19 protein-coding genes are annotated in these 20,627 nt (G+C 66.3%); 10 read left to right on the forward strand and 9 right to left on the reverse strand.

Going from position 1 to position 20,627, the window contains the following annotated elements; genetic code table 11:
- Positions 1-94 precede the first annotated feature (94 nt).
- Complete coding sequence (locus tag ACZK5G_RS11245; RefSeq protein ID WP_478466450.1) at positions 95-976, reverse strand: LysR family transcriptional regulator; 882 nt, start codon at positions 974-976, stop codon at positions 95-97.
- 151 nt (positions 977-1,127) lie between these two features.
- Here ACZK5G_RS11245 and ACZK5G_RS11250 point away from each other — a divergent pair, with 151 nt between their 5' ends.
- Positions 1,128-2,690 carry an MFS transporter gene (locus tag ACZK5G_RS11250; RefSeq protein WP_478466452.1) on the forward strand — a complete coding sequence of 521 codons (1,563 nt, stop codon included), beginning with the start codon at positions 1,128-1,130 and terminating at the stop codon, positions 2,688-2,690.
- Positions 2,691-2,835: 145 nt separating this feature from the next.
- Here ACZK5G_RS11250 and ACZK5G_RS11255 read toward each other — a convergent pair whose 3' ends face one another.
- A complete protein-coding gene (locus ACZK5G_RS11255) occupies positions 2,836-3,819 on the reverse strand; it encodes a LacI family DNA-binding transcriptional regulator (RefSeq protein ID WP_478466453.1) in 984 nt (327 codons plus the stop codon).
- Between the two features lie 156 nt (positions 3,820-3,975).
- Here ACZK5G_RS11255 and ptsP point away from each other — a divergent pair, with 156 nt between their 5' ends.
- The 4 genes from ptsP to ACZK5G_RS11275 all read left to right on the forward strand — a co-directional run bounded on the left by ptsP (position 3,976) and on the right by ACZK5G_RS11275 (position 10,488).
- The gene (gene ptsP / locus ACZK5G_RS11260; protein ID WP_478466454.1) at positions 3,976-6,486 is read left to right on the forward strand and encodes a phosphoenolpyruvate--protein phosphotransferase; all 2,511 of its coding nucleotides are present in this window, start codon (positions 3,976-3,978) and stop codon (positions 6,484-6,486) included.
- Positions 6,483-7,439, forward strand: coding sequence for a 1-phosphofructokinase (pfkB, locus tag ACZK5G_RS11265; RefSeq protein ID WP_478466456.1), 957 nt, complete (start codon positions 6,483-6,485; stop codon positions 7,437-7,439). Before ptsP ends, pfkB begins: the two co-directional genes overlap by 4 nt.
- A 74-nt stretch (positions 7,440-7,513) precedes the next feature.
- Positions 7,514-9,220 carry a PTS fructose transporter subunit IIC gene (locus ACZK5G_RS11270; protein ID WP_478466457.1) on the forward strand — a complete coding sequence of 569 codons (1,707 nt, stop codon included), beginning with the start codon at positions 7,514-7,516 and terminating at the stop codon, positions 9,218-9,220.
- 14 nt (positions 9,221-9,234) lie between these two features.
- Entirely contained in the window at positions 9,235-10,488 is a 1,254-nt protein-coding gene (locus ACZK5G_RS11275) for a carbohydrate porin (protein ID WP_478466459.1), read from the forward strand.
- 74 nt (positions 10,489-10,562) lie between these two features.
- On the opposite strand, the gene ACZK5G_RS11280 is transcribed toward ACZK5G_RS11275, so the two are convergent.
- Together ACZK5G_RS11280 and ACZK5G_RS11285 are read right to left on the reverse strand one after the other, a co-directional pair.
- Entirely contained in the window at positions 10,563-11,090 is a 528-nt protein-coding gene (locus tag ACZK5G_RS11280; RefSeq protein ID WP_478466461.1) for a DUF6622 family protein, read from the reverse strand.
- Positions 11,091-11,178: 88 nt separating this feature from the next.
- Positions 11,179-12,012 (reverse strand): S1 family peptidase, encoded by an 834-nt coding sequence (locus ACZK5G_RS11285; RefSeq protein WP_478466462.1) that lies wholly within the window; start codon positions 12,010-12,012, stop codon positions 11,179-11,181.
- Between the two features lie 190 nt (positions 12,013-12,202).
- Here ACZK5G_RS11285 and ACZK5G_RS11290 point away from each other — a divergent pair, with 190 nt between their 5' ends.
- The gene (locus ACZK5G_RS11290; protein WP_459001106.1) at positions 12,203-12,481 is read left to right on the forward strand and encodes a hypothetical protein; all 279 of its coding nucleotides are present in this window, start codon (positions 12,203-12,205) and stop codon (positions 12,479-12,481) included.
- A 31-nt stretch (positions 12,482-12,512) separates the two neighbouring features.
- Here ACZK5G_RS11290 and ACZK5G_RS11295 read toward each other — a convergent pair whose 3' ends face one another.
- Together ACZK5G_RS11295 and ACZK5G_RS11300 are read right to left on the reverse strand one after the other, a co-directional pair.
- Complete coding sequence (locus ACZK5G_RS11295; protein ID WP_478466464.1) at positions 12,513-13,382, reverse strand: methylenetetrahydrofolate reductase; 870 nt, start codon at positions 13,380-13,382, stop codon at positions 12,513-12,515.
- Positions 13,382-14,296, reverse strand: a complete 915-nt coding sequence (locus tag ACZK5G_RS11300) for a LysR substrate-binding domain-containing protein (protein WP_121503309.1) — start codon at positions 14,294-14,296, stop codon at positions 13,382-13,384. Before ACZK5G_RS11300 ends, ACZK5G_RS11295 begins: the two co-directional genes overlap by 1 nt.
- Positions 14,297-14,471: 175 nt before the next feature.
- Here ACZK5G_RS11300 and msuE point away from each other — a divergent pair, with 175 nt between their 5' ends.
- From msuE to ACZK5G_RS11315, 3 genes are read left to right on the forward strand one after another with little or no spacing between them, the layout of a single operon-like run.
- Positions 14,472-15,053: an FMN reductase gene (gene msuE, locus ACZK5G_RS11305; RefSeq protein WP_134951244.1), complete on the forward strand. Its 582-nt coding sequence runs from the start codon at positions 14,472-14,474 to the stop codon at positions 15,051-15,053.
- Positions 15,054-15,111: 58 nt separating this feature from the next.
- Positions 15,112-16,089 (forward strand): DUF1852 domain-containing protein, encoded by a 978-nt coding sequence (locus ACZK5G_RS11310; RefSeq protein ID WP_478466467.1) that lies wholly within the window; start codon positions 15,112-15,114, stop codon positions 16,087-16,089.
- A 38-nt stretch (positions 16,090-16,127) separates the two neighbouring features.
- Entirely contained in the window at positions 16,128-17,162 is a 1,035-nt protein-coding gene (locus tag ACZK5G_RS11315; RefSeq protein WP_478466469.1) for a methionine synthase, read from the forward strand.
- Positions 17,163-17,217: 55 nt separating this feature from the next.
- On the opposite strand, the gene ACZK5G_RS11320 is transcribed toward ACZK5G_RS11315, so the two are convergent.
- The 3 genes from ACZK5G_RS11320 to ACZK5G_RS11330 all read right to left on the reverse strand — a co-directional run bounded on the left by ACZK5G_RS11320 (position 17,218) and on the right by ACZK5G_RS11330 (position 19,120).
- Positions 17,218-18,246: an SEL1-like repeat protein gene (locus tag ACZK5G_RS11320; RefSeq protein WP_478466471.1), complete on the reverse strand. Its 1,029-nt coding sequence runs from the start codon at positions 18,244-18,246 to the stop codon at positions 17,218-17,220.
- Positions 18,247-18,360: 114 nt separating this feature from the next.
- Complete coding sequence (locus tag ACZK5G_RS11325) at positions 18,361-18,816, reverse strand: hypothetical protein (protein ID WP_478463312.1); 456 nt, start codon at positions 18,814-18,816, stop codon at positions 18,361-18,363.
- A gap of 91 nt (positions 18,817-18,907) precedes the next feature.
- Positions 18,908-19,120: a hypothetical protein gene (locus ACZK5G_RS11330; protein WP_478463313.1), complete on the reverse strand. Its 213-nt coding sequence runs from the start codon at positions 19,118-19,120 to the stop codon at positions 18,908-18,910.
- Positions 19,121-19,364: 244 nt separating this feature from the next.
- On the opposite strand from ACZK5G_RS11330, the gene ACZK5G_RS11335 reads away from it, so the two are divergent.
- Positions 19,365-20,612, forward strand: coding sequence for an arsenic transporter (locus tag ACZK5G_RS11335; protein WP_478463314.1), 1,248 nt, complete (start codon positions 19,365-19,367; stop codon positions 20,610-20,612).
- Positions 20,613-20,627 lie beyond the last annotated feature (15 nt).

Below are 20,627 nucleotides of genomic sequence, written 5' to 3' on the forward strand. Positions count from 1 at the left end.
CAGCGGAAGTGCTCAATGCTCCAAGCGTCGATGCTACTTCGACGTGGAAGGCCGGTTATGGACTGCTTGGTCTGGAATGTGCGTGCGCCGCGCTTCAGCCCACAGCGCTGAGCGCACGGGCCGAACACGCGCCATCGCCTGCGCGAAGCAATTGTTCCTCCAACGCTTCGATCGCAGGCGTCCGCACGGCTGCACTGCGCATCAGCCGGAAGCTCGCTGCGGGGAGCACAGGAAGGCCCAGTCCACTGCCCGCAATCATCAGGCCATCCTGGATGTCATCCTGAAGAGCGACAGTGATGGCGAGCCCGGACTTTGCAGCCGATCGCAGGCCCTGCTGGTTCGCCGAGGTAAAGGTGACGCGCCATTCCAGGCCGGCTTCAACAAGTGCTCCGATGCACACGTCGCGGTGCATGCACGGGCTGGGCGCGAGTGCGAGTGGCAGCGTCTTTTCCGGTTCGTGCTCAAATCCCGGACCGATGGCCCAGACGAAACGTGTCCGCCTCAGAACCGGCCACTCAACGTCCTCCCGCAGGAACAGGTTCACCGCCAGGTCGAGTGTTCCCGCCTGTATCTGTTCGTTCAGCGCCCCATAGGACTCCACGGCTACATCCAGCCGCACCGCGGGGAACCTGCGCGAGAAGCGCGACAGCATTGCGGTCAGCCGGTCGCCGGCATAGGTCTCTGGCACACCCAGTCGCACTGCCCCGGTAACAGGAGCCCTCTGGAACCGGCGAACCAGCAGGCTCTGGGCAGCAAGAATCTGCTCGGCATGTCGCAGGAAGTCTTCGCCGTCTTCGGTGAGTGTCACGCTTCTCGTGGTCCGTTTCAGCAAGGCGCTGCCCGCCTGCTCTTCCAGCTTCCGGATCTGGTGGCTGATGGCGGACTGGCTGAGGTTCATGCGCTCACCCGCCTTGGTGAAGCCGCCGGTCTCTACGACGGCGACAAAGGCGCGCAGCAGGTCGGGGTCAAAGAGCACTGGGGCAATCCATGATGAGGATTGATCAATTCTATTAAATCAAATCATTTTTATCATCATGGAAGTCCCTCCAAGATGGCCGCTCACTTGAAACGCGCAGCTGCATTCGACCCGGCAGTGCGCCAGATCCCGGACCTGCCTGAGGAGACCCATGACTTCCCTTTCACCTGCCGCTCGAGACCGCCTGACGCTTTCTGCGGCGTGCTTGGCTTCCCTGATGTTCGGGCTGGAAATCTCCAGCGTGCCGGTCATCCTGCCGATTCTGGAGACAGAGCTTGGCAGCAGCTTCAGCGGCCTGCAGTGGATCATGAATGCCTACACCCTCGCCTGCACGACGGTGCTGATGGCGGCTGGCGCTCTGGCGGATCGGTACGGGCGCAAGCGCATCTTCGTGATCAGCCTGTTGCTGTTCGGCATCACATCCCTGGCCTGCGGTCTTGCTCGAAGCGGAACGGCGTTGATCGTGGCTCGATCACTGCAGGGTGCGGCGGGAGGCGCAATGCTGGTCTGCGTGTTTACAGTGCTTTCCCATCAGTTCAGTGACTCCGCACAGCGCGCCAAGGCCTTTGGCATCTGGGGCGTGGTCTTTGGCATAGGGCTGGGTTTCGGGCCGGTCATTGGTGCTGGCGTTGTTGTCATCAGCAGCTGGAGCTGGGTGTTCCTGGTGCATGCGCCCCTGGCAGTGGGCGCGACGGCTCTCGCCGTTCTGGGCATCCGGGAATCGTGGGCGCCAAGCCAGCGGAAACTGGACCTTGCAGGAATCGTCTCGCTGTCAGTGGCCGTCTTTTCCTTCACCTGGTACCTCACCCAGGGCATTCCTGCAGGCCTTGCAAGCGCCTCTTCCATGGCGGCCGCTCTGGTTGCCGTCATCAGCCTGGCGGTATTCATCGCGGTCGAGCGCAGGGTGCCGGACCCGATGTTCGATTTTTCCATCTTCGGCAACCGGCGCTTCTCGGGCGCATTGCTGGGCTCGATGGGCATGAACTTCAGCTTCTGGCCACTGATGGTGTACCTGCCACTGTTCTTCCAGCACGGACTTGGCTACTCAAGCATCGCGACCGGCCTGTCTGTCCTGGCATACACATTGCCGTCGCTGCTGCTGCCGCCTTACGGCGAGCGTCTCGCTGTGCGCTTCGGGCCTGAGCGCGTGATCCCGGCTGGGATGTTTGCCATGGGCGGCGGGATGCTCATGATGGCGATCGGTGCAGGCGCGGAAAACGCGAGCTGGTTGACCCTGCTGCCAGGCTGCATTCTTGCGGGATCGGGCCTGGGCGTGATCAATACGCCCGTCACCAACACGACGACCAGTTCCGTGCCCAGCGATCGCGCCGGCATGGCATCCGGCATGGACACCAGCGCCAGATTCATCAGCCTGGCCATCAACATCGCGGTGGTGGGGTTGATTCTGGTGAAAGGTACCTACTACGCACTTGAAACGAACCTGCCCGGCGGTGACCCTTCGCATCTGCGGTCGCTTGCGGAGGGATTGTCCGCAGGTACTGCGCACCTGGATGAGCTGGCGGCCACTGACCAGGCAGTGTCCCTTGACGTAGCGCATCAGTCGCTGCTTTTCGGCTACCGACTGGCCATGGTTTACGCGGGCGCTTGTGCCTGTGCCCTGGCCGTTGTCAGTGCGCTTACGTTCCGGGGCGGTCATCCCGGGATCACATCGTCCGCCAGGAATCGAAACTGCCAGACGACGTCCGAGGATTGAGCTGAACATGCTGCGCCCATGCGTGCGACGCCTGTTCGTAAAACTGGCCACGATCATCGGCGGAATGGGGTCGGGCGAAGGAGCAGCCATGACCTACATGTACGCGAGGGTATCCATCGATGGACGGCCGCACACAGCCGCGAGGTCATCGCAAGGCCGTTGATCCCCTCACCACGCACCGGCCGGTCATCACCAGCCGGCGTACCGGCAGCTCCGGCGCGCGCAGGCGCTCAAGCAACAGCGACATCGCTGCGCGCCCCATCTCTTCGACCGGCTGTTCGATCACGGTGATGCCCGGTTCGACCAGCTCGGTCCAGCGTTCGTTGTCAAAACCCGCCAGCGCCAGCGCGTCCGGAATTGCCAGACCTGCGCTGCGAGCGGCCTTCAATGCCCCCATGAGCAGCAGGCTGTTGCTGGCGACCAGCGCCTCCGGCCGCGATGGCCCGGCCAGCCACTGATCGACTGTTGCAATGGCCGCTTCAGCCGTGGGTTCAACCTCGCGATAATCCGGCTCCAGCCCGTGCGTGCGCATTGCAGCCAGGTAGCCGTCACGACGCTCGGCCGCCGTGGTGCTGGTGCTGCCAAACAGGCCGCCGATGCGGCGATAGCCACGCGCGACCAGATGCTCGACCAGGCCCGCCATCGCGGCCGGATTGTCGAGCACCACGCTGTCGATCGATCCGCCGGGTGCGGCGCGGTCCACCAGCACCGTCGGATAGTCCAGTGTGAGCCGTTCCAGCCGGCCCACCGTGGTCCGGGTGGGCGCGAAGATCAGTCCGCTGATGCGCTCCTCGTGCATCAACTGCAGATACAGCGCCTCGCGCTCGGGGTCCTCGTCGGTGTTGCAGAGGGTGACGCGCAGGCCTTCACGATAGGCAACCTCCTCCACCGCGCGGATCAGCGCAGTGAAGAACGGGTTGCGGATGTCCGCCACGATCAGCCCGATGATGCCGGTGTGCCGGGCCCGCAGGCGTCGTGCCTGCAGGTTGGGGTGATAGCCGGTCTGGCGGATCGCTGCCTCCACCCGGCCACGCACGGCCTCACTGACCGGGCCGCCACCGAGCACCCGCGATACCGTGGATTTGGACACCCCCGCCACGCGCGCGACGTCGTTGATGCTGATGCTCATTGGAACCGTTCCCGGAAACTGTCGCTGTTCGAGGCCGGATGGCCATTCAGGACAATGCTAACGCCAAAGGACTATTGGCTTTTTGTGCAGTGCACATTGAAATGATGTGTGGGAACGTTCCCAATACGCCACAGCACCCCCTTCCCGGAGCCCGCCTTGCAGCCCTTGACCACCCCTGCCCCCGTCAGCCGGGAACTGATCCGCCTGGATGCGCGGGCGCTCGACAAGGCCGACGCCATTGCCCAGGTGGCGCAGATGCTGGTCGCCGCCGGCTGCGTTGCGCCCGGTTACGAGGCCAGCATGGGGCGTCGTGAGGCATTGGCGAACACCTTCCTCGGCCATGGCGTGGCCATTCCGCACGGATTGGGCGAGGACCGTCACCTGGTGCGCCGCGATGGCATTGCCGTGCTGCAGTTTCCGGAAGGCGTGGAGTGGAATCCGGGCCAGGTCACCCGCCTGGTGGTCGGCATTGCCGCCCAGTCCGATACCCACATCACCCTGCTGCGCCGGCTGACCCGGCTGATCCAGGACGAGGCCACGCTGCAGCGCCTGTTCACCACGGCCGATGCGAGCGAGATCATCAGCGCGCTGACCGGCGATGTTGCGACCACGGCCCCCAGTACGCCGGTGACTGACCTGGCCGAGCGTTTCGACTGGACCATCGCCTACCCCAACGGGCTGCACGCGCGCCCAGCCACGCGCTGGGCCGAAACAGCGCGCGGCTTCGCGGCCCGCGTACAGGTCCGAGCGGGCGATCAGGCTGCCGATGCCAAGAGCCTGGTGGCGCTGCTGCAGCTCGGGTTGCGCCAAGGCGACGCGGTCAGCGTGTCTGCTGAGGGCGCCGATGCCCCTGCCTTGCTGGCCGCGCTGCGCCAGGTCATGGACGGGCTGGTGGCACAGGAAAGGGCCGATGCCGAGCGCGCGGCGCAGCGCAAGGCCGCGCCGGTTGCGGGCTGGAATCCGCCCGACGCACCGGCGGCGATCGTCGGCATCGGCGCCAGCCCAGGCCTGGCGATCGGCCCGGTGCATGTGCTGGCCAGCACGCATGCCGACGTTGCTGACCGCCCCACCCCGCTCGGCGAAGGCGGCGCACGCCTGCAGGAGGCGCTCAGCCGTACCCGCCAGCAGCTGGCTGCACTGCAGGACGACACCCAGCGCCGGCTCGGCGCCTCGGATGCGGCAATCTTCAAGGCGCAGGCCGCGCTGCTCGACGACACCGATCTGATTACCCGTACCTGCCAGCTGATGGTCGAAGGCCATGGCGTTGCATGGTCCTGGCACCAGGCCATCGAGCAGATCGCCTCCGGGCTGGCTGCCCTGGGCAACCCGGTGTTGGCCGCGCGCGCCGCCGACCTGCGTGACGTGGGCCGGCGCGTACTGGCACAGCTTGATCCGTCCGCGGCGGGTGGCGGCCTTGCCGACCTGCCTGCACATCCTTGCATCCTGCTCGCTGCTGATCTGTCGCCGTCCGACACGGCCAACCTCGATACCGGTCGCGTGCTTGGCCTCGCCACCGCGCTGGGCGGGCCGACCTCGCACACCGCGATCCTCTCGCGCACGCTGGGCCTGCCGGCGCTGGTCGCCGCGGGCGCGGAGCTGCTGACGATCAGCGCGGGGAGCGAGGCGATCATCGATGGCAGCAGCGGGCGCCTCTATCTGTCTCCGTCCGAGGCCGATCTCGCCTCGGCCCGTGCGTGGATCGCCGAACAGCAGCAGATCCGCGAGCGTGAAGCGGCGCAACGCGCGCAGCCGGCACAGACCCCTGACGGCCACCGCATCGACATCGGCGCCAACGTCAACCTGCCCGAGCAGGTGCCGCTGGCACTGGAGCAGGGCGCGGAAGGCGTCGGCCTGATGCGCACCGAATTCCTGTTCCTCGAGCGCGGGAGCACGCCCAGCGAGGATGAGCAGTACGCCACGTACGTGGCGATGGCCAAGGCACTCGACGGCCGCCCGCTGATCGTGCGCGCGCTCGATATCGGTGGCGACAAGCAGGTCGCTCACCTGGAGTTGCCGCGCGAGGAAAACCCGTTCCTCGGCGTGCGTGGCGCGCGCCTGCTGCTGCGCCGCCCCGACCTGCTGGAACCACAGCTGCGTGCGCTGTATCGCGCGGCGAAGGACGGCGCACGCCTGTCCATCATGTTTCCGATGATCACCTCGGTGCCCGAGCTGATCGCACTGCGCGCCATCTGCGAACGGTTGCGCGCCGCGCTTGAGGCACCCGAAGTGCCGATCGGGATCATGATTGAAGTCCCTGCCGCAGCAGCCCAGAGCGATGTACTGGCGCGCCATGCCGACTTCTTCTCGATCGGCACCAACGACCTGACCCAGTACGTGCTGGCGATCGACCGCCAGAACCCGGAACTCGCCGCCGAGGCCGACAGCCTGCACCCGGCCGTGCTGCGCGCGATCCGCGCCACGGTGGAAGGTGCACGCCTGCATGGGCGCTGGGTTGGCGTCTGCGGCGGCCTGGCCGGCGATCCCTTTGGTGCAATGCTGCTGGCCGGCCTGGGCGTGGACGAACTGTCGATGACCCCGAACGACATCCCGGCCGTGAAGGCACGCCTGCGTGGCAACGCGCTGACCGATCTGCAGGCACTGGCCAACAATGCGCTGGACTGCGAAACCGCCGAGCAGGTACGTGCGCTCGATGGAGTGCGCGCATGAGCGCCCGCGCCGTCACCATCACTCTGAATCCGGCGATCGACCAGACCGTGCGGCTGGCGCACCTGCAACCGGGCCATGTGCATCGTGCCCGCAGCACCCGCGACGACGCCGGCGGCAAGGGCATCAACGTGGCCGCCTGCCTGGCCGATTGGGGTGTGCCGACCACCGCGCTGGGCGTGCTCGGCGATGGCAACGACGGCGTGTTCAGCGCACTGTTCGCCGAGCGCGGCATCGCAGACGCTTGCCTGCGCATTGCGGGCCGCACCCGCACCAACATCAAGCTGGTCGAAGAGGCCAACGGCGAGACCACCGACATCAACCTGCCCGGCCTGTCACTGCGTGATGCCGATCTGGACGCGGTATCGCGCCGACTCGACGCCCTGCTCCAGCCGGACCTGCCGGTGGTGCTGTCCGGCAGCCTGCCGTCCGGGCTGCCAGCCGATGCATGGGCGAGACTGCAGGCGCAGGCGAGCGCCGCCGGTGCGCGCGTACTGCTGGATACCAGTGGCGACGCGCTGGCCGCGGCGTTGAGCGGCGCACAGGGCGCACTGCCCTACGCGATCAAGCCCAACCGCCACGAACTGGAGGCTTGGACCGGTACGCCGCTGCCGGATCGCAGCGCGCTGCGGGCCGCAGGCCACGCCTTGGTTGAACGCGGAGTTGCGCTTGTGGCGATCTCGATGGGCGCCGACGGCGCGTTGTTCATTGATCGCAGCGGCGCCCTGATCGCGCGACCGCCGCGACTGGCACGCGACAGCACGGTCGGTGCTGGCGATGCCATGGTCGCCGGCATCGCCGCCGCCTTGCTGGAGCCCTCCCTCGATCTGGCTGCCTGCGCACGACTGGCGACGGCGTTCTCGATGAGCCGGCTGGAGAGCGGCGACGCGCGACAGCTGGATCCGGCACAGGTGCGCGCGTGGACCGGCCACGTACTGATCGAGCGGTTGGATTGAAACCCCTGCAGAGGGAGCTGCGGCTGGCCCGCCCCCTCCTGCAAGGACGAACCCGAAGAATTCCAGGAGTGCCCATGCAAGCTTCCACCGTAGTCATCGCCGCAGGCGAACGCAGCATCGAGGCGGTGCTTGCCGCCGAAGCGCTGCGCCGCGCTGCCCGCCAGCAAGGGGCTGAACTGGCGATCGAAATCCGCAGCGACCAGGGCGTGACCGGGGCACTGCCCGCCACGCAGGCCGCCGCCGCAACGCAGCTGCTGCTGGTGGGTGACGGCGAGGCGGATCCCGCGCGCTTCGGCAGCGCCCAGATCGTACGCGCCAGCCTCGGTGAGGTGCTGGACGACCCGCTTGCCGTGCTGGCGCAGCTTGCCGCGACGTCCGGAACCGCGCCCGCCGCGGACGCCAGCAAGCACATGGTCGCCGTCACCTCCTGCCCGACCGGCATCGCCCACACGTTCATGGCGGCCGAAGGCCTGCAGCAAGCCGCCAAGGCATTGGGCCACGCGATCCGGGTGGAAACCCAGGGCTCGGTCGGCGCGCAGGACGCATTGAGCGACGAAGAAATCGCTGCCGCCGACCTGGTGCTGATCGCCGCCGACCGCGAAGTCGATCTGTCACGCTTTGCTGGCAAACGCCTGTTCAAGAGCGGCACAAAGCCGGCGATCAATGACGGCCAGAACCTGATCCGCAAGGCGCTGGCCGAGGCCGGCGTGCAGGCGGGTACGGCGGTTTCAGGCCGCACCAGCGAAAAGGCCAAGGTCACCGGTCCCTACAAGCACCTGATGACCGGCGTGTCGTTCATGCTGCCGTTCGTCACTGCCGGTGGCCTGCTGATCGCACTGGCGTTCGCGCTCGGCGGCATCTATGCCTTCGACGATGCACACAAGGGCACGCTGGCCTGGTCGCTGTTCCAGATCGGCGCCAAGTCCGGCTTCATGCTGATGGTGCCGGCACTGGCCGGTTATATCGCCTACTCGATCGCCGATCGCCCGGGTATCGCGCCGGGCATGATCGGCGGACTGGTGGCGGTCAACATGGATGCGGGCTTCATCGGCGGCATCCTGGCCGGTTTCATCGCAGGCTACGGCGTGCACTGGATCAACCGTGCGCTGCGCCTGCCGCGCAGCCTGGAAGGCCTCAAGCCGGTGTTGATCCTGCCGGTGCTGGGCACGCTGCTGGTCGGCTTGCTGATGATGTATGTGATCGGCACGCCGGTCGCCGGGTTGCTGGCCTGGTTGACCGACTGGCTGCGCGGCATGCAGGGCAGCAGTGCGATCCTGCTGGGCCTGCTGCTGGGCGGAATGATGGCGGTGGACATGGGCGGGCCGGTCAACAAGGCCTCCTATGCATTCTCCACCGCACTGATTTCCAGCCAGGTCTACACGCCGATGGCTGCGACGATGATCGGCGGCATGACGCCGCCGCTGGGCATTGCGCTGGCAACGTGGTTGTTCAGCAACCGCTTCACTGCCGAGGAGCGCGGCACGGCCGGTGCCGCGGGCGTGCTCGGCCTCAGCTTCGTGACCGAGGGTGCGATTCCCTACGCCGCGCGCGACCCGCTGCGCACCATTCCGGCGCTGATTCTCGGCTCGGCCGTGGCCGGTGCGATCTCGATGGCCGCAGGCGTCGAGCTGAAGGTGCCGCACGGTGGTGTGTTCGTGCTGCCGATCCCGAACGCGGTCACCCACCTTGGCGTCTACCTGCTGGCACTGGTGGCCGGCGTGGCCGTCACCGCGGTCGCGCTGCGCGTCCTGAAGAAGCCGGTCACGGCTCCCACCCTGTAAACGGAATCTCGCCCATGACCTGCTCTTCCCGCCGCCTGTTGCCGGTAGCGATCCTGCTGGCCCTGCCGTCCGTGGCCGCAGCCGCCGACGCGAGCGACGTCTTCACCCCCAAGCTGGCGTACACCGGCGAAGCGGCTGCCACGCTCGACGGCGGCAAGCGCAGCGGCACGGCGTATGCCGGCCAGCTGATGTTCGGCGCCGACGTGAACCTGGATGCTGCGTTTGGCTGGCGGGGCGCGACGATCAAGGCCTACGGCATCAACCGCCATGGCACCAACCTGGCCAACAGCAGCACTGGCAACAGCACCTCGGTGCAGGAAATCTACGGCGGCCAGGGCACGCGCCTGGCCAACCTGACGCTTGAACAGAAACTGCTGAACGACCGTTTGGTGCTGGAGGCGGGGCGCAGCGTCGCCAACATCCATCACCTCGGTTCGGAGCTGTGCCAGTACTTCCAGGGCAATTCGGCCTGCGGCAACCCGACCTACGTGTTCCGCACCAGCAGTTTCACCTGGTGGCCGGTATCGAGCTGGATGGCCGATGCCACGGCCTGGGTGACGCCCGATGTCTATGTGCGCGTTGGCGCTTACCAGGTCGATCCCAGCCAGGCCGAGGACGGCCAGCACGGTCTGAAATGGAGTACCCACCAGGCCACCGGCTGGATCGTGCCCTACACGCTCGGTTGGCGCAGCCCTGCTTCGGCACGCCTGAAAGCCCGCTACGAACTCGGTGGCTGGCAGGACAACTCGACCTATCTGGATCCGCTGCGAGATGCCAACGGCAGCCCGGCGCTGCTCAGCGGGCAGGACTATGCGTCCCGTCGCGGCCGATCCGGTGCGTTCGCCCGCTTCGAGCAACAGCTCACCAGTGATGGTGGCGGCCGCGGCCTGACCCTGTTCGGTGCGGCGCTCAAGGGCACCTCCGGCCAGTTGATCGAGGATCATTTCCTGCAGGCTGGAATGGTGCAGAAAGGCACGTTCGCCAGCCGGCCGCAGGACAGCATCGCTTTCGTTGTGACCCAGCAGAAGTACAGCAGCATCGCGCTGGAGAACCTGCGCCTTGCCCGCGCCGCGGCCGGCGGTAGCGGCACGCCGCACGGGAGCCAGGTGATGATGGAACTGAGCTATGGCATCCAGGTCACCCCGCAGCTCCGGATCGCACCGAACCTGCACTACATCGTGCATCCGGACCAGTTCAACGAACCTGCCCGCCAGCGGGACCTGCCGAATGCGTTGATTGCGGGCATGCGGGTTGATTGGAGCCTGTAAGGACATCGGTGCCGGCCAGCGGCCGGCACTACCCGCTGGGGCTATTAATGTGACGCGTCACGACGGGGCTGGTTTCAGCCTGCCACCCCAACCCCTTTACCTGCCTCACCCAGTCGCAACGAGGCCAGATAGCGGCAGTACTTGCCGACGAAGATGCCGGTGAATCCGCCTGACAGCAGCAGGTAGGCGGCACTGAAGCCGGCGTTGGCGGTCAGCGACGGCGACACCGCAAATGCGACTTCGAAGCCGTACTTCACCAGGAAGGTGATCAGCAGCAGCGGCAGCAGGCTGAAGTCCGCGTTGCGCCAGAGCTTTCCGGTAGCGCCCTCCAGGGTCAGCTTCACGTGGCCCAGCAGCAGCCATCCCAGTGCCGCCCCGGTGCCGATGCCGGCCAACCACTCGCCCCAGGCGGTCAGCGAGGCGCCGAAGCGATGACTGATCGACCACGCGCCCCACACGGCGAACAGGACGGGCACGATCGCCAGCTTCTGTAACGAAGTCTCACCCGGCTTCATGGCGGCGATGCCACGCGTGACCAGGAACGCCAGGAGCAGCCAGACCCAGATCGGCGTCTGCGAGGTGAGTTGCTGGAGCATGTTCATGAGCGGTCGCCTTGGTGGGTGGTGGCGAGGTGCCCTCGCCTTGGCGCCCACTATTCGCTTCCGCCCGGGTTGCAACCAGTGACAGCTGTCAGTCTTCGGGCGTTACTGGGCGGTAATCGGGCGCACTCAGGACGCTCTCGATCCAACCCACATAGCGCGATACCCGAACGTTGTGCACCACCTGCCCGTAGAAGCCGGCCTCAAGGGCATGCTCGGGAACGGCGGTGATCCAGGAGCCCAGCCCCACCAGCTGCCAGACGCCGTGATCCTTGATCACCAATGGGCCGCCGCTGTCCCCGTTACCGAGCACGCCTTCAAGCGGCAGGCCCTGTGGCGGGGCATCGAACCGATACCAGAGATAGCGATCATTGCCGCCGGTAATCGCGTTGTATGCCCGCCGCAGCGTAGTGCGATGCGGTCCGCCCGGCACCAGTCCCATCGCACCATTGCCAGTGGCGCCCTTCCCGATCAAGGCGGCGATCTGCGTGACCTCGGCGCTGCCGCGATACAGCGCCACGGGCTGCACGTCGCTCACTGGGGCTGTGAGCCTGATCAGCGCAATGTCATCCGATCCGGCCAGGAACGCGTGGATCTTCGCCGGGCTTCCCGTTGCCATAGCCTCATTGCCCAATGCGTCAGGCATTCTCCTGTAGCCGGGGTGCACGAACACGCGCTCCACGCCGTAGTCCCTGCCGTTGATGGCGATGGCCAGCCCCATCCCTTCCATTGGTGCGGCATGCGCTGCCGTCAGCACCCACTGTGGGGCGATCAGAATGCCCTGCCCTTCACCCGGCATGTCGGCCAGGGCGGGGAATTCTGACCCCTCGATCCGATAGCGGGCATCGTCCACATCGTGGCGGATGACCACGGCCCCAGCAGCGAGCGGCAGCGCGGCAAGCGCCAGAAACAGCCAGCGGATCATGGGGGCCTTCATCCTTGCGGTCAGTCGCTGCAGCCTAGCCGAACACGCCGGGCCAAGGGGAGGCATCCGACCAGACTCCCGTGTTCGACGACGAATGCGGGTGAACCTGCCCCGAAGCCGGGGCGGCCACAGGCCGTTAACAGCCCCGCTCTATGCTGGAGCATCATTGGAGACCCATGAGGTACGCGGCATGACCAGACTGCACACCCTGATGTTGACCGGCTGCCTGTTGGTCCTGAGCCCGCTGGCCTCCGCCGAGACCGTGAACCTGACCAACAGCGCCGACGGTGCCAATCGCGATGCGGGCATCGCTGCGGTCAAGAAGAAGCTGCAGGACGCGTGCACCGACCGCAAGGGCTCGCCCGATGCGGCGTCGTTCGAGGTGGTCTTCGAGAAGACCAGCGAGAACCCGAACGTACCCAAGCCGTACTACGTAGATGGCAAGATGAAGTGCGAACTGCCGGGCTGAAGGGCCCGGCCACGCGATCATCGATAGAGCATCAGACGCTGGCGGCCGACGTGCGCCGCCGGTACCGCTCGATCCAGTCCAGTGATGGGGCAATGCCGCCGAACGGGAAGAAGTGCGGGCTGACTGCGCCGTGGGCATCCGTCAGCCCACTCACCAACCGATCCACAAACACCTCCGGCCCCGCCGTGCCGAGCAGCCGGCCGATCGAGATGCCATACCGCGCCAGCATCGATGCACTGGCACCCACGCCGCACATCGCGGCGTAGCGCGCCAGCCGCGCAATGCTGGCCGGGCCCGGCACGCCCACCAGTACCGGAACCGTGATGCCACGGGCGCGCAGCGCATCCAGCCAGGCCAGCACGATATCGGCATCGAAGGCGAACTGGGTGATGATCAGCGGTGCCATGCCTCTCGCCTCGATGGCCTGGCGTTTGCGTTCCAACACGTGCCACCGGTCCTCGGCGGTCATCACCGGATGGCCTTCCGGATGCCCGCCGATGGCCACAACCTTGATGCCGTAACGCTCAAGAAGGCCGGTCTCGATGATCGAGGTACTGTCGGCAAACGGCCCTGCGGGCGCGGAAAGATCACCGGCGATCAGCAGGCACTTCTCTACCCCCGCTTCGCTGGCGGCGCGTTCCAGGAACCGCGCAAGCGCCGCACGCGACGCGATGCGGCGGGCAGAGAGATGGGGCATCGGCTCGAAGCCGAGTTCGCGCACCGTGCGCGCGGCCGCCAGCCGGGCGTCGTCGTCCTCGCTCGCCAGGTAAGGGATCGAGATCGTCGTTCCCGGAGCGATGCGATCCGCTTCCGCGCGCAGTGCCGGCATGGCCTTCGCGCTCACTTCCAGAGAAAACGCGTTGATGAAGGCTTCCGCCCGCTGCGATCCAGGTGCAGGCATCAACGCGCTCCGCCCACATTGCCGGCAATCGGCGTGCTGTTACGCGCCAGTTCGACGAAGGCCTGCAGGTAGTCGATACCGGTATCGGCCTCGCGCGCGCCCAGGTAGATCTGCTTGGGAATGCCCTTCGCCCCCAGGCGCACCGGCACCACGTCCATGCGTGCGGCATATTCCTCCACCAGCCAGCGCGGCATGGCGGCCACGCCACGGCCGCTGGCCACCATCTGCATCATGATGTCGGTGGTTTCGATGGTCTTGTGGCGCCGCGGCGTGATGCCCGCCGGCAGCAGGAACTGGTTGTAGATATCCAGGCGCTCGAACGGCACCGGGTAGCTGATCAGCACTTCCTGGCCGAGCTGGCGCGGCTTTACGTGATCCACCTTGGCCAGGGCGTGATTCCTGGCCACCACCAGCACCTGCTCGTAGTCGAACACGGGCACGAACTTCAGGCCCGGCTTCAGCAGCGGGTCCGGCGTGACCAGCAGGTCGATCTCGTAGCCGAACAGTGCACCGATGCCACCGAACTGGAACTTCTGCTTGACGTCCACATCCACGTCCGGCCACGCGGCCAGGTACGGCGAGACGATCTTCAGCAACCACTGGTAACAGGGATGGCATTCCATGCCGATGCGCAGTGCGCCGCGCTCGCCCTGTGCGAACTGGCCCAGCCGCTCTTCGGCCAGGTCCAGCTGCGGCAGCACGCGGTTGGCCACCGCCAGCAGGTACTGCCCGGCCTGGGTCAAGCGCAGGCTGCGGCCTTCGCGCAGCCAGACATCGGTGCCGAGCTGCTGCTCCAGCTTCTTCATGCTGTGGCTGAGGGCTGACTGGGTCAGGTTGAGCACGCCGGCGGCAGCAGTCAGCGAGCCCTGTTGCTCGACCTGCTGCACGATGCTGAGGTGGATCCGTTCCAACATGACGATGAATACCGCTCATGGATTGGTGAAGTAATACCATTTTACGTCATGGAAGGGCATGACTAGGATCGGGTCATGCCTTCGGTTGCCTGCCAGCCCGGTCACCTCGCCGGCCTGCAGGACTGCGCCCCCGCAGATTGCCCGAAGGAGCCCCTCCCCTGCTGAAAGCGAACAGATGACCCGCCCCCTCCGTATCGTCGCCGTTTCAGGCGGACTGCAGCGCCCCTCCAGGGCTGCAACCCTGGCCGAGCACCTGCTGGACCTGATCGGCGAGGACGTTGCCTGCGAGCCGCACCTGATCGAGCTGGGCGAACTGGCGCCGCAGCTGGCCGGTGCGCTGTGGCGCTCGCAGCTGCCCGAGGCTGTGGAGCGGCAGCTGGTGGCCGTTGAACAGTCAGACGTACTGGTGGTGGCCACGCCGGTCTACCGCGGTTCGTACACCGGCCTGTTCAAGCACTTCTTCGATTTCATCCACCAGGATGCGCTGGTCGACACCCCCATCCTGCTGGCCGCCACCGGCGGCAGCGAGCGCCACGCACTGGTGATCGATCATCAGCTGCGGCCGCTCTTCAGCTTCTTCCAGGCGCGCACCCTGCCCCTCGGCGTCTACGCCACCGACCGCGATTTCGCCGAGGGCCGCGTGCACAACGACGCTCTGATCCAGCGCGCACGGCTGGCGGTGCAGCGGGCGATGCCCCTGCTTGCCCTGTCCCATCGCATAGCGCCTGCCACTGCCGAGACCGCTGCAGTCCTTTGAATGCCGAATGCCAGCGACCCGCATTCGGATGTCACCTCCGCAACCCGGAACGCCGCCCATGACGACCGAGAACTTCACCTTCAGCATCACGCGCATCCCTTTCAACGAGGACTACCAGCCCGCTGACGGCACGCGCATCACCACCAACTTCGCCAACCTCGCTCGCGGCGAGTCCCGCCGGGAGAACCTGCGCAACACGATCAGCATGATCAACAACCGCTTCAACGATCTGGCGCACTGGGACAACCCGAGTGCGGACCGCTACGCCGTTGAGCTGGACATCATCTCGGTGGAGATGCACATCGATGGAGCCGACGGCAGCGATCCATTCCCGCTGATCGAAGTGCTGCGCCCGACCATCGTCGACACGCACACCGGCGCGCGCACCGAGGGCATCGTCGGCAACAACTTCTCGTCCTATGTGCGCGACTACGACTTCAGCGTGGTACTGCCGGCCAGCAACGAGGGAAAGGCCACCTTCGGCATTCCGGAAGGCTTCGGTGATCTTCACGGCAAGCTGTTCCAGCACTTCCTGGAATCGGAGGCCTACCGCGCCAATTTCAGCAAGGGGCCGGTCATCTGCATCAGCGTCTCCAGCAGCAAGACCTACCATCGTACCGAGAACCACCATCCCATCCTGGGCGTGGAGTATCGCCAGGGCGAGTTCTCCCCCACCGACCAGTACTTCGACAAGATGGGCCTGCAGGTGCGCTATTTCATGCCGCCGGGCAGCGTCGCGCCGCTGGCGTTCTACTTCCAGGGCGACCTGCTGGGCGACTACTCGAACCTGGAGCTGATCGGCACCATCAGCACGATGGAGGCATTCCAGAAGATCTACCGGCCGGAGATCTACAACGCCAATTCCGTGGCCGGCAAGGTCTACCAGCCCAGCCTGAAGCACCAGGACTACTCCTCCACCCGCATCGTCTACGACCGCGAAGAGCGCAGCCAGCTGGCGGTCAAGCAGGGCAGGTTCACCGAAGAGCACTTCATCAAGCCGTATCGCGCCGTGCTTGAGCAGTGGGCTGCCCGCTGATCCATCGATTCTCCATTCGCCCCAGGACACAGAACGCAATGTCGACGAAGAAACTGCTCCCTACCTCCACCGCCGGCAGCCTGCCCAAGCCCTCCTGGCTGGCAGAGCCCGAAAAGCTCTGGTCGCCCTGGAAGCTGCAGGATGAAGGACTGACCGAAGGCAAGCAGGATGCCCTGCGCCTGTCCCTGCAGGAACAGCAGCACGCCGGCATCGATATCGTCAGCGACGGTGAGCAGACCCGGCAGCACTTCGTTACCACGTTCATCGAGCACCTCAACGGCGTCGATTTCGAGAAGCGCGAAACCGTGCGCATCCGCAACCGCTACGACGCCAGCGTGCCGACCGTGGTCGGCGCCGTGAGCCGCCCCAAGCCGGTGTTCGTGGAGGATGCGAAGTTCCTGCGCCGGCAGACCACGCAACCGATCAAGTGGGCCCTGCCCGGCCCGATGACCATGATCGACACCCTGTTCGACGCGCACTACAAGAGCCGCGAGAAGCTGGCCTGGGAATTCGCGAAGATCCTCAACGAGGAAGCGAAGGAGCTGGAAGCCGCTGGCGTCGACATCATCCAGTTCGACGAGCCCGCCTTCAACGTGTTCTTCGACGAAGTGAACGACTGGGGCGTGGCCGCACTGGAGCGTGCGATCGAAGGACTGAAGTGCGAGACCGCCGTGCACATCTGCTACGGCTACGGCATCAAGGCCAACACCGACTGGAAGCAGACGCTGGGCTCGGAGTGGCGCCAGTATGAAGAGTCGTTCCCGAAGCTGCAGACCTCCAACCTCGACATCATCTCGCTGGAATGCCACAACTCGCACGTGCCGATCGACCTGATCGAGCTGGTGCGCGGCAAGAAGGTGATGGTGGGCGCCATCGACGTGGCCTCCAGCACGGTGGAGACGGCTGAGGAAGTGGCCAACACCCTGCGCAAGGCGCTGCAGTTCGTGGATGCCGACAAGCTCTACCCGAGCACCAACTGCGGCATGGCGCCGCTGGCCCGTGACGTGGCACGGGGCAAGCTGCGTGCGCTCAGCGAAGGGGCCAGGATCGTGCGCGAGGAGCTCTCGGCGTAACCGCTGCAAGCGATCTGCGTCCGGACCTCTGTGCGGGGTCCGGACGCATCGGCACTCAGCGCTTGCGCGCGCGCCGCTCGGGGCACTCCTTCGGATCGAACAGATCGTAGGTCTGCTTGATGGTCAGATTGCGGATCGCCCTGCGGTTTCCCTGCGCTGCAGCCTCACAGGTCCAGTAGATATCCTCTTCCTGGTCCTTGGGCACCCCATGCCCGATGGAGTACAGGTATCCCAGCTCGGCCTGTGCAGGCGCGTAGCCCGCCATAGCCGCCTTGCGATAGAGGTCGGCGGATCGTGCCTCATCCTTCTGTACGCTGATACCCTTGGCATACATCAGGGCGAGCCTGGTCTGCGCCTCCACATCACCGCCATCGGCAGCCGCTGTGAGTGCTTCAACCGGGCCAAATGCGCCGGGCGTGTCCATCTCGGCACACCACACCTCGTTCTCCTTGCGATTCAGGCACAGCTCCAGACGGGCCTCCTTGACTCCCGCTAGGCCGAGCTCCTGCACGGCTGCCCTGGCATACCACTGCATGGCCTGGGCCTCGTCTTTCGTGAGGCCGGCGCGTCCCTTCTGATAGAGATTGGCAAGGCTGTACTGCCCGGCTGGCGAGCCGAGCTCAGCGGCTCGGCGGAGCCACAGGACAGCCTGGGCATCATCCTGCTGCGGGCCCAGGCCCTGCAGGTACATGATCCCGAGATCGGACTGTGCGTCCGCATTGCCCTGATCGGCAGCCTTGCGTACCCAGTGCAGGGCCTGAGCGGGATCCTTCGGCACGCCATTGCCTCGCAGATACAGCACACCCAGCATGGACTGTGCCGGCGCATAGCCCTGATCGGCCGCCTTGCGGTACCAGTCCGCTGCCTTCGCTGCGTCCCTGTCGACGCCTGCGCCGCGCAGATACCTGTCTCCAAGTTCATTCTGGGCTTCCGCGTTGCCGGTCTTCGCCGCAGCCATCACGCGATCCCGCTCGGCTGCGTTGTCATTGCCAAGCGCAGGCGTGCTGCAGGCCAGGGCAGCCAGTCCCGCACAGAGTGCGACGCGCCGCAGGGCGCCAATCCATTCTTCCGTGAACGTCTGCATTCTTGATCAACTCCAGATGGATGCCGCAGGTAGACCCGGCAGGTGCCTTGATCAGCAAGTGATCGGGGCCGGGGGCGGCATTATAGGTGCGCGCAGGACCACGTGGCCGAGGTTCTATCTGGGTAGCGGGCGTGCCTGCTCCTGCGCTCGCGACATCGCAGGGGTCCGTCTCAGCGCCAGCGCCTCCTTGATCCGGCCCATCTCGCGCGCCCCGGCCTCGGCCAGGCGGCGGGCCTGCTGCCGCTGCTCCCGCGTGAGCGCGGAAGGTGGTGGAGTACCGGCATCCAGCAGCCGCGCCACCGCATCGCGCAGCCGCAACTGCGGGCAGAGCCGGGCGGCGCACCAGCGTTCGGCGTAGCGCTTGGCCTGCCGCGCATTCGCGGCAGCCACCACCTTGGTCTGTGACATTTTCCGCGCGTCGAGGAACAGGCGGACACCGAGCACGGCATGCGGCACGACGTTGGCCACACAGCGGCCGTTCCACCACAGGTCCCAGCGGTCACCGCTCTGCACCCAGCCGGAGGGCCGGGTAGCGGTCATGAAATCGGGAGGGCTGGAGGGTGAATGCATGGCCCGAAGAATACGGTCGGCCGTCGCATGGAATGAGATTGCGGAGTGGCGCTGGCAACCTCACAACGCTTCTGCCGCAGCGAAGCCCTCTTTACCACTCTGGGCCGAGCAGTTTCTCCACCTCGGTTTCGAGCTTCTTTGCGGCTTCGGCCTGCGAGGCCACCTTGATGCACAGCCCGGATTGCGCGGGACCCGGAGTCAACTGGTAGCGGTTGATGATGCCGCCGCCGTCGCCATCCAGCTCCACCCGGGCTACCAGGGTTCGGCCGTTGGCATTGAAGATCCAGTCCCGGTATTCAGACATCGTTGATTCCATGCGTGACACTTTGAGTGGCCTTCACTCTAAGCGGAGCGACGGTGAAGAGCGCCCGAAGAAAACGTTCGCGGAGCGTGGGTGCCGGGGCATGCGGCAAGCAGACGAGCATGGACTGGGCTCCACAACTCGGGCGCAGCTCACGGAGTATGATGCCGCCTTCCCCGAACTGCCGTGATTGCAGCGGGCGCGCTCCTGCGAGGTACGCGTCGGCGCCGCTGAGACACCCCGCCCGATGCTCGTTTCCTACTCCTCTTTCCTCATCTGGGCGGCCGTGGCCGTTGCCACCGTCGGCCTGCTGTTCCGGCCGTTCCGCATTCCGGAGTACGTGTGGGCACTGGGGGCTGCCCTTCTGCTTCCGCTGCTGGGAGCGATGTCGGTCGGCACGACCTTGCACGCGGTGGCCGAGGGCCGCGATGTCTATCTGTTCCTGGTCGGCATGATGGTGCTGGCCGAGCTGGCCCGGCGCGAAGGCCTGTTCGACTGGCTGGCGTTGTACGCGGTCCGTCATGCGGGAGGCTCGGGACGACGCCTGTTCGACCTGGTGTTCCTGGTCGGCACGCTGGTGACCGTGTTCCTTTCCAACGATGCCACGGCGGTGGTGCTGACCCCGGCGGTCTACGCCGCCTGCAAGGCCGCCCGCGCCAACCCCCTGCCCTATCTGTTCGTCTGCGCCTTCATCGCCAATGCGGCCAGCTTCGTGCTGCCCATTTCCAACCCGGCCAACCTGGTGGTGTACGGCCAGCACATGCCGCCCTTGATGCAGTGGCTGGCACAGTTCGCGTTGCCGTCACTGGCCGCGATCGGCGCCACCTATCTGGTGCTGCGCTGGGTGCATCGGCGCGAGATCGCGCAGCCGCTGGTGGCGGCACCGGCGCATCGCCCGCTGACCGAAGGTGGTCGGCTCAGCGCGCTGGGCGTGTTGTTCACCGGCACCGTGCTGCTGGTGACGTCCGCACTGAATGGCCCGCTCGGCCTGGCCACGTTCTGCGCAGGCACGCTGAGTGTGGCACTGGTGGCGATGCGCCAACGACGCAGCCCGTTGCCGCTGCTGCGCCATGTGTCATGGGGCGTACTGCCGCTGGTGGCCGGCCTGTTCGTGCTGGTGGAAGCGGTAGCACAGACCGGTGTCATCCAGACGGCGGCCAGCGCGCTGCAGGCCGTGGCGCAGGCATCGCCACACCAGGCCAGCTGGCTGGCCGGTGGCGCGGCGGCGTTGCTGAGCAACGTGGCCAACAATCTGCCGGTCGGCTTGGCCGCTGGCTCGCTGGGCCAGATGGCCGACCTGCCGGCACAGACCCGCGCCGCATTGCTGGTCGGCGTGGACCTGGGCCCCAACCTGTCGGTGACCGGCTCGTTGGCCACGATGCTGTGGCTGGTGGCGCTGCGCCGCGAGGGCGAGCATGTCAGCGCGCTCGACTTCCTGCGCGTCGGCGCGCTGGTGATGCCGCCTGCGCTGATCGGGGCGTTGTTGCTGCTCTAGTCGGGGGCTGCCGGG

Source organism: Stenotrophomonas sp. 62841_Sma (genome assembly GCF_056482945.1).

Excerpts from the sequence above, each read along its gene's own strand:
- ACZK5G_RS11250 (WP_478466452.1), top strand. The coding sequence starts at position 1,128 with ATGACTTCCCTTTCACCTGCCGCTCGAGACCGCCTGACGCTTTCTGCG.
- ACZK5G_RS11255 (WP_478466453.1), bottom strand. The coding sequence starts at position 3,819 with ATGAGCATCAGCATCAACGACGTCGCGCGCGTGGCGGGGGTGTCCAAA.
- pfkB (WP_478466456.1), top strand. The coding sequence starts at position 6,483 with ATGAGCGCCCGCGCCGTCACCATCACTCTGAATCCGGCGATCGACCAG.
- ACZK5G_RS11270 (WP_478466457.1), top strand. The coding sequence starts at position 7,514 with ATGCAAGCTTCCACCGTAGTCATCGCCGCAGGCGAACGCAGCATCGAG.
- ACZK5G_RS11275 (WP_478466459.1), top strand. The coding sequence starts at position 9,235 with ATGACCTGCTCTTCCCGCCGCCTGTTGCCGGTAGCGATCCTGCTGGCC.
- ACZK5G_RS11280 (WP_478466461.1), bottom strand. The coding sequence starts at position 11,090 with ATGAACATGCTCCAGCAACTCACCTCGCAGACGCCGATCTGGGTCTGG.
- ACZK5G_RS11285 (WP_478466462.1), bottom strand. The coding sequence starts at position 12,012 with ATGATCCGCTGGCTGTTTCTGGCGCTTGCCGCGCTGCCGCTCGCTGCT.
- ACZK5G_RS11290 (WP_459001106.1), top strand. The coding sequence starts at position 12,203 with ATGACCAGACTGCACACCCTGATGTTGACCGGCTGCCTGTTGGTCCTG.
- ACZK5G_RS11295 (WP_478466464.1), bottom strand. The coding sequence starts at position 13,382 with ATGCCTGCACCTGGATCGCAGCGGGCGGAAGCCTTCATCAACGCGTTT.
- ACZK5G_RS11300 (WP_121503309.1), bottom strand. The coding sequence starts at position 14,296 with ATGTTGGAACGGATCCACCTCAGCATCGTGCAGCAGGTCGAGCAACAG.
- msuE (WP_134951244.1), top strand. The coding sequence starts at position 14,472 with ATGACCCGCCCCCTCCGTATCGTCGCCGTTTCAGGCGGACTGCAGCGC.
- ACZK5G_RS11310 (WP_478466467.1), top strand. The coding sequence starts at position 15,112 with ATGACGACCGAGAACTTCACCTTCAGCATCACGCGCATCCCTTTCAAC.
- ACZK5G_RS11315 (WP_478466469.1), top strand. The coding sequence starts at position 16,128 with ATGTCGACGAAGAAACTGCTCCCTACCTCCACCGCCGGCAGCCTGCCC.
- ACZK5G_RS11320 (WP_478466471.1), bottom strand. The coding sequence starts at position 18,246 with ATGCAGACGTTCACGGAAGAATGGATTGGCGCCCTGCGGCGCGTCGCA.
- ACZK5G_RS11325 (WP_478463312.1), bottom strand. The coding sequence starts at position 18,816 with ATGCATTCACCCTCCAGCCCTCCCGATTTCATGACCGCTACCCGGCCC.
- ACZK5G_RS11330 (WP_478463313.1), bottom strand. The coding sequence starts at position 19,120 with ATGTCTGAATACCGGGACTGGATCTTCAATGCCAACGGCCGAACCCTG.
- ACZK5G_RS11335 (WP_478463314.1), top strand. The coding sequence starts at position 19,365 with ATGCTCGTTTCCTACTCCTCTTTCCTCATCTGGGCGGCCGTGGCCGTT.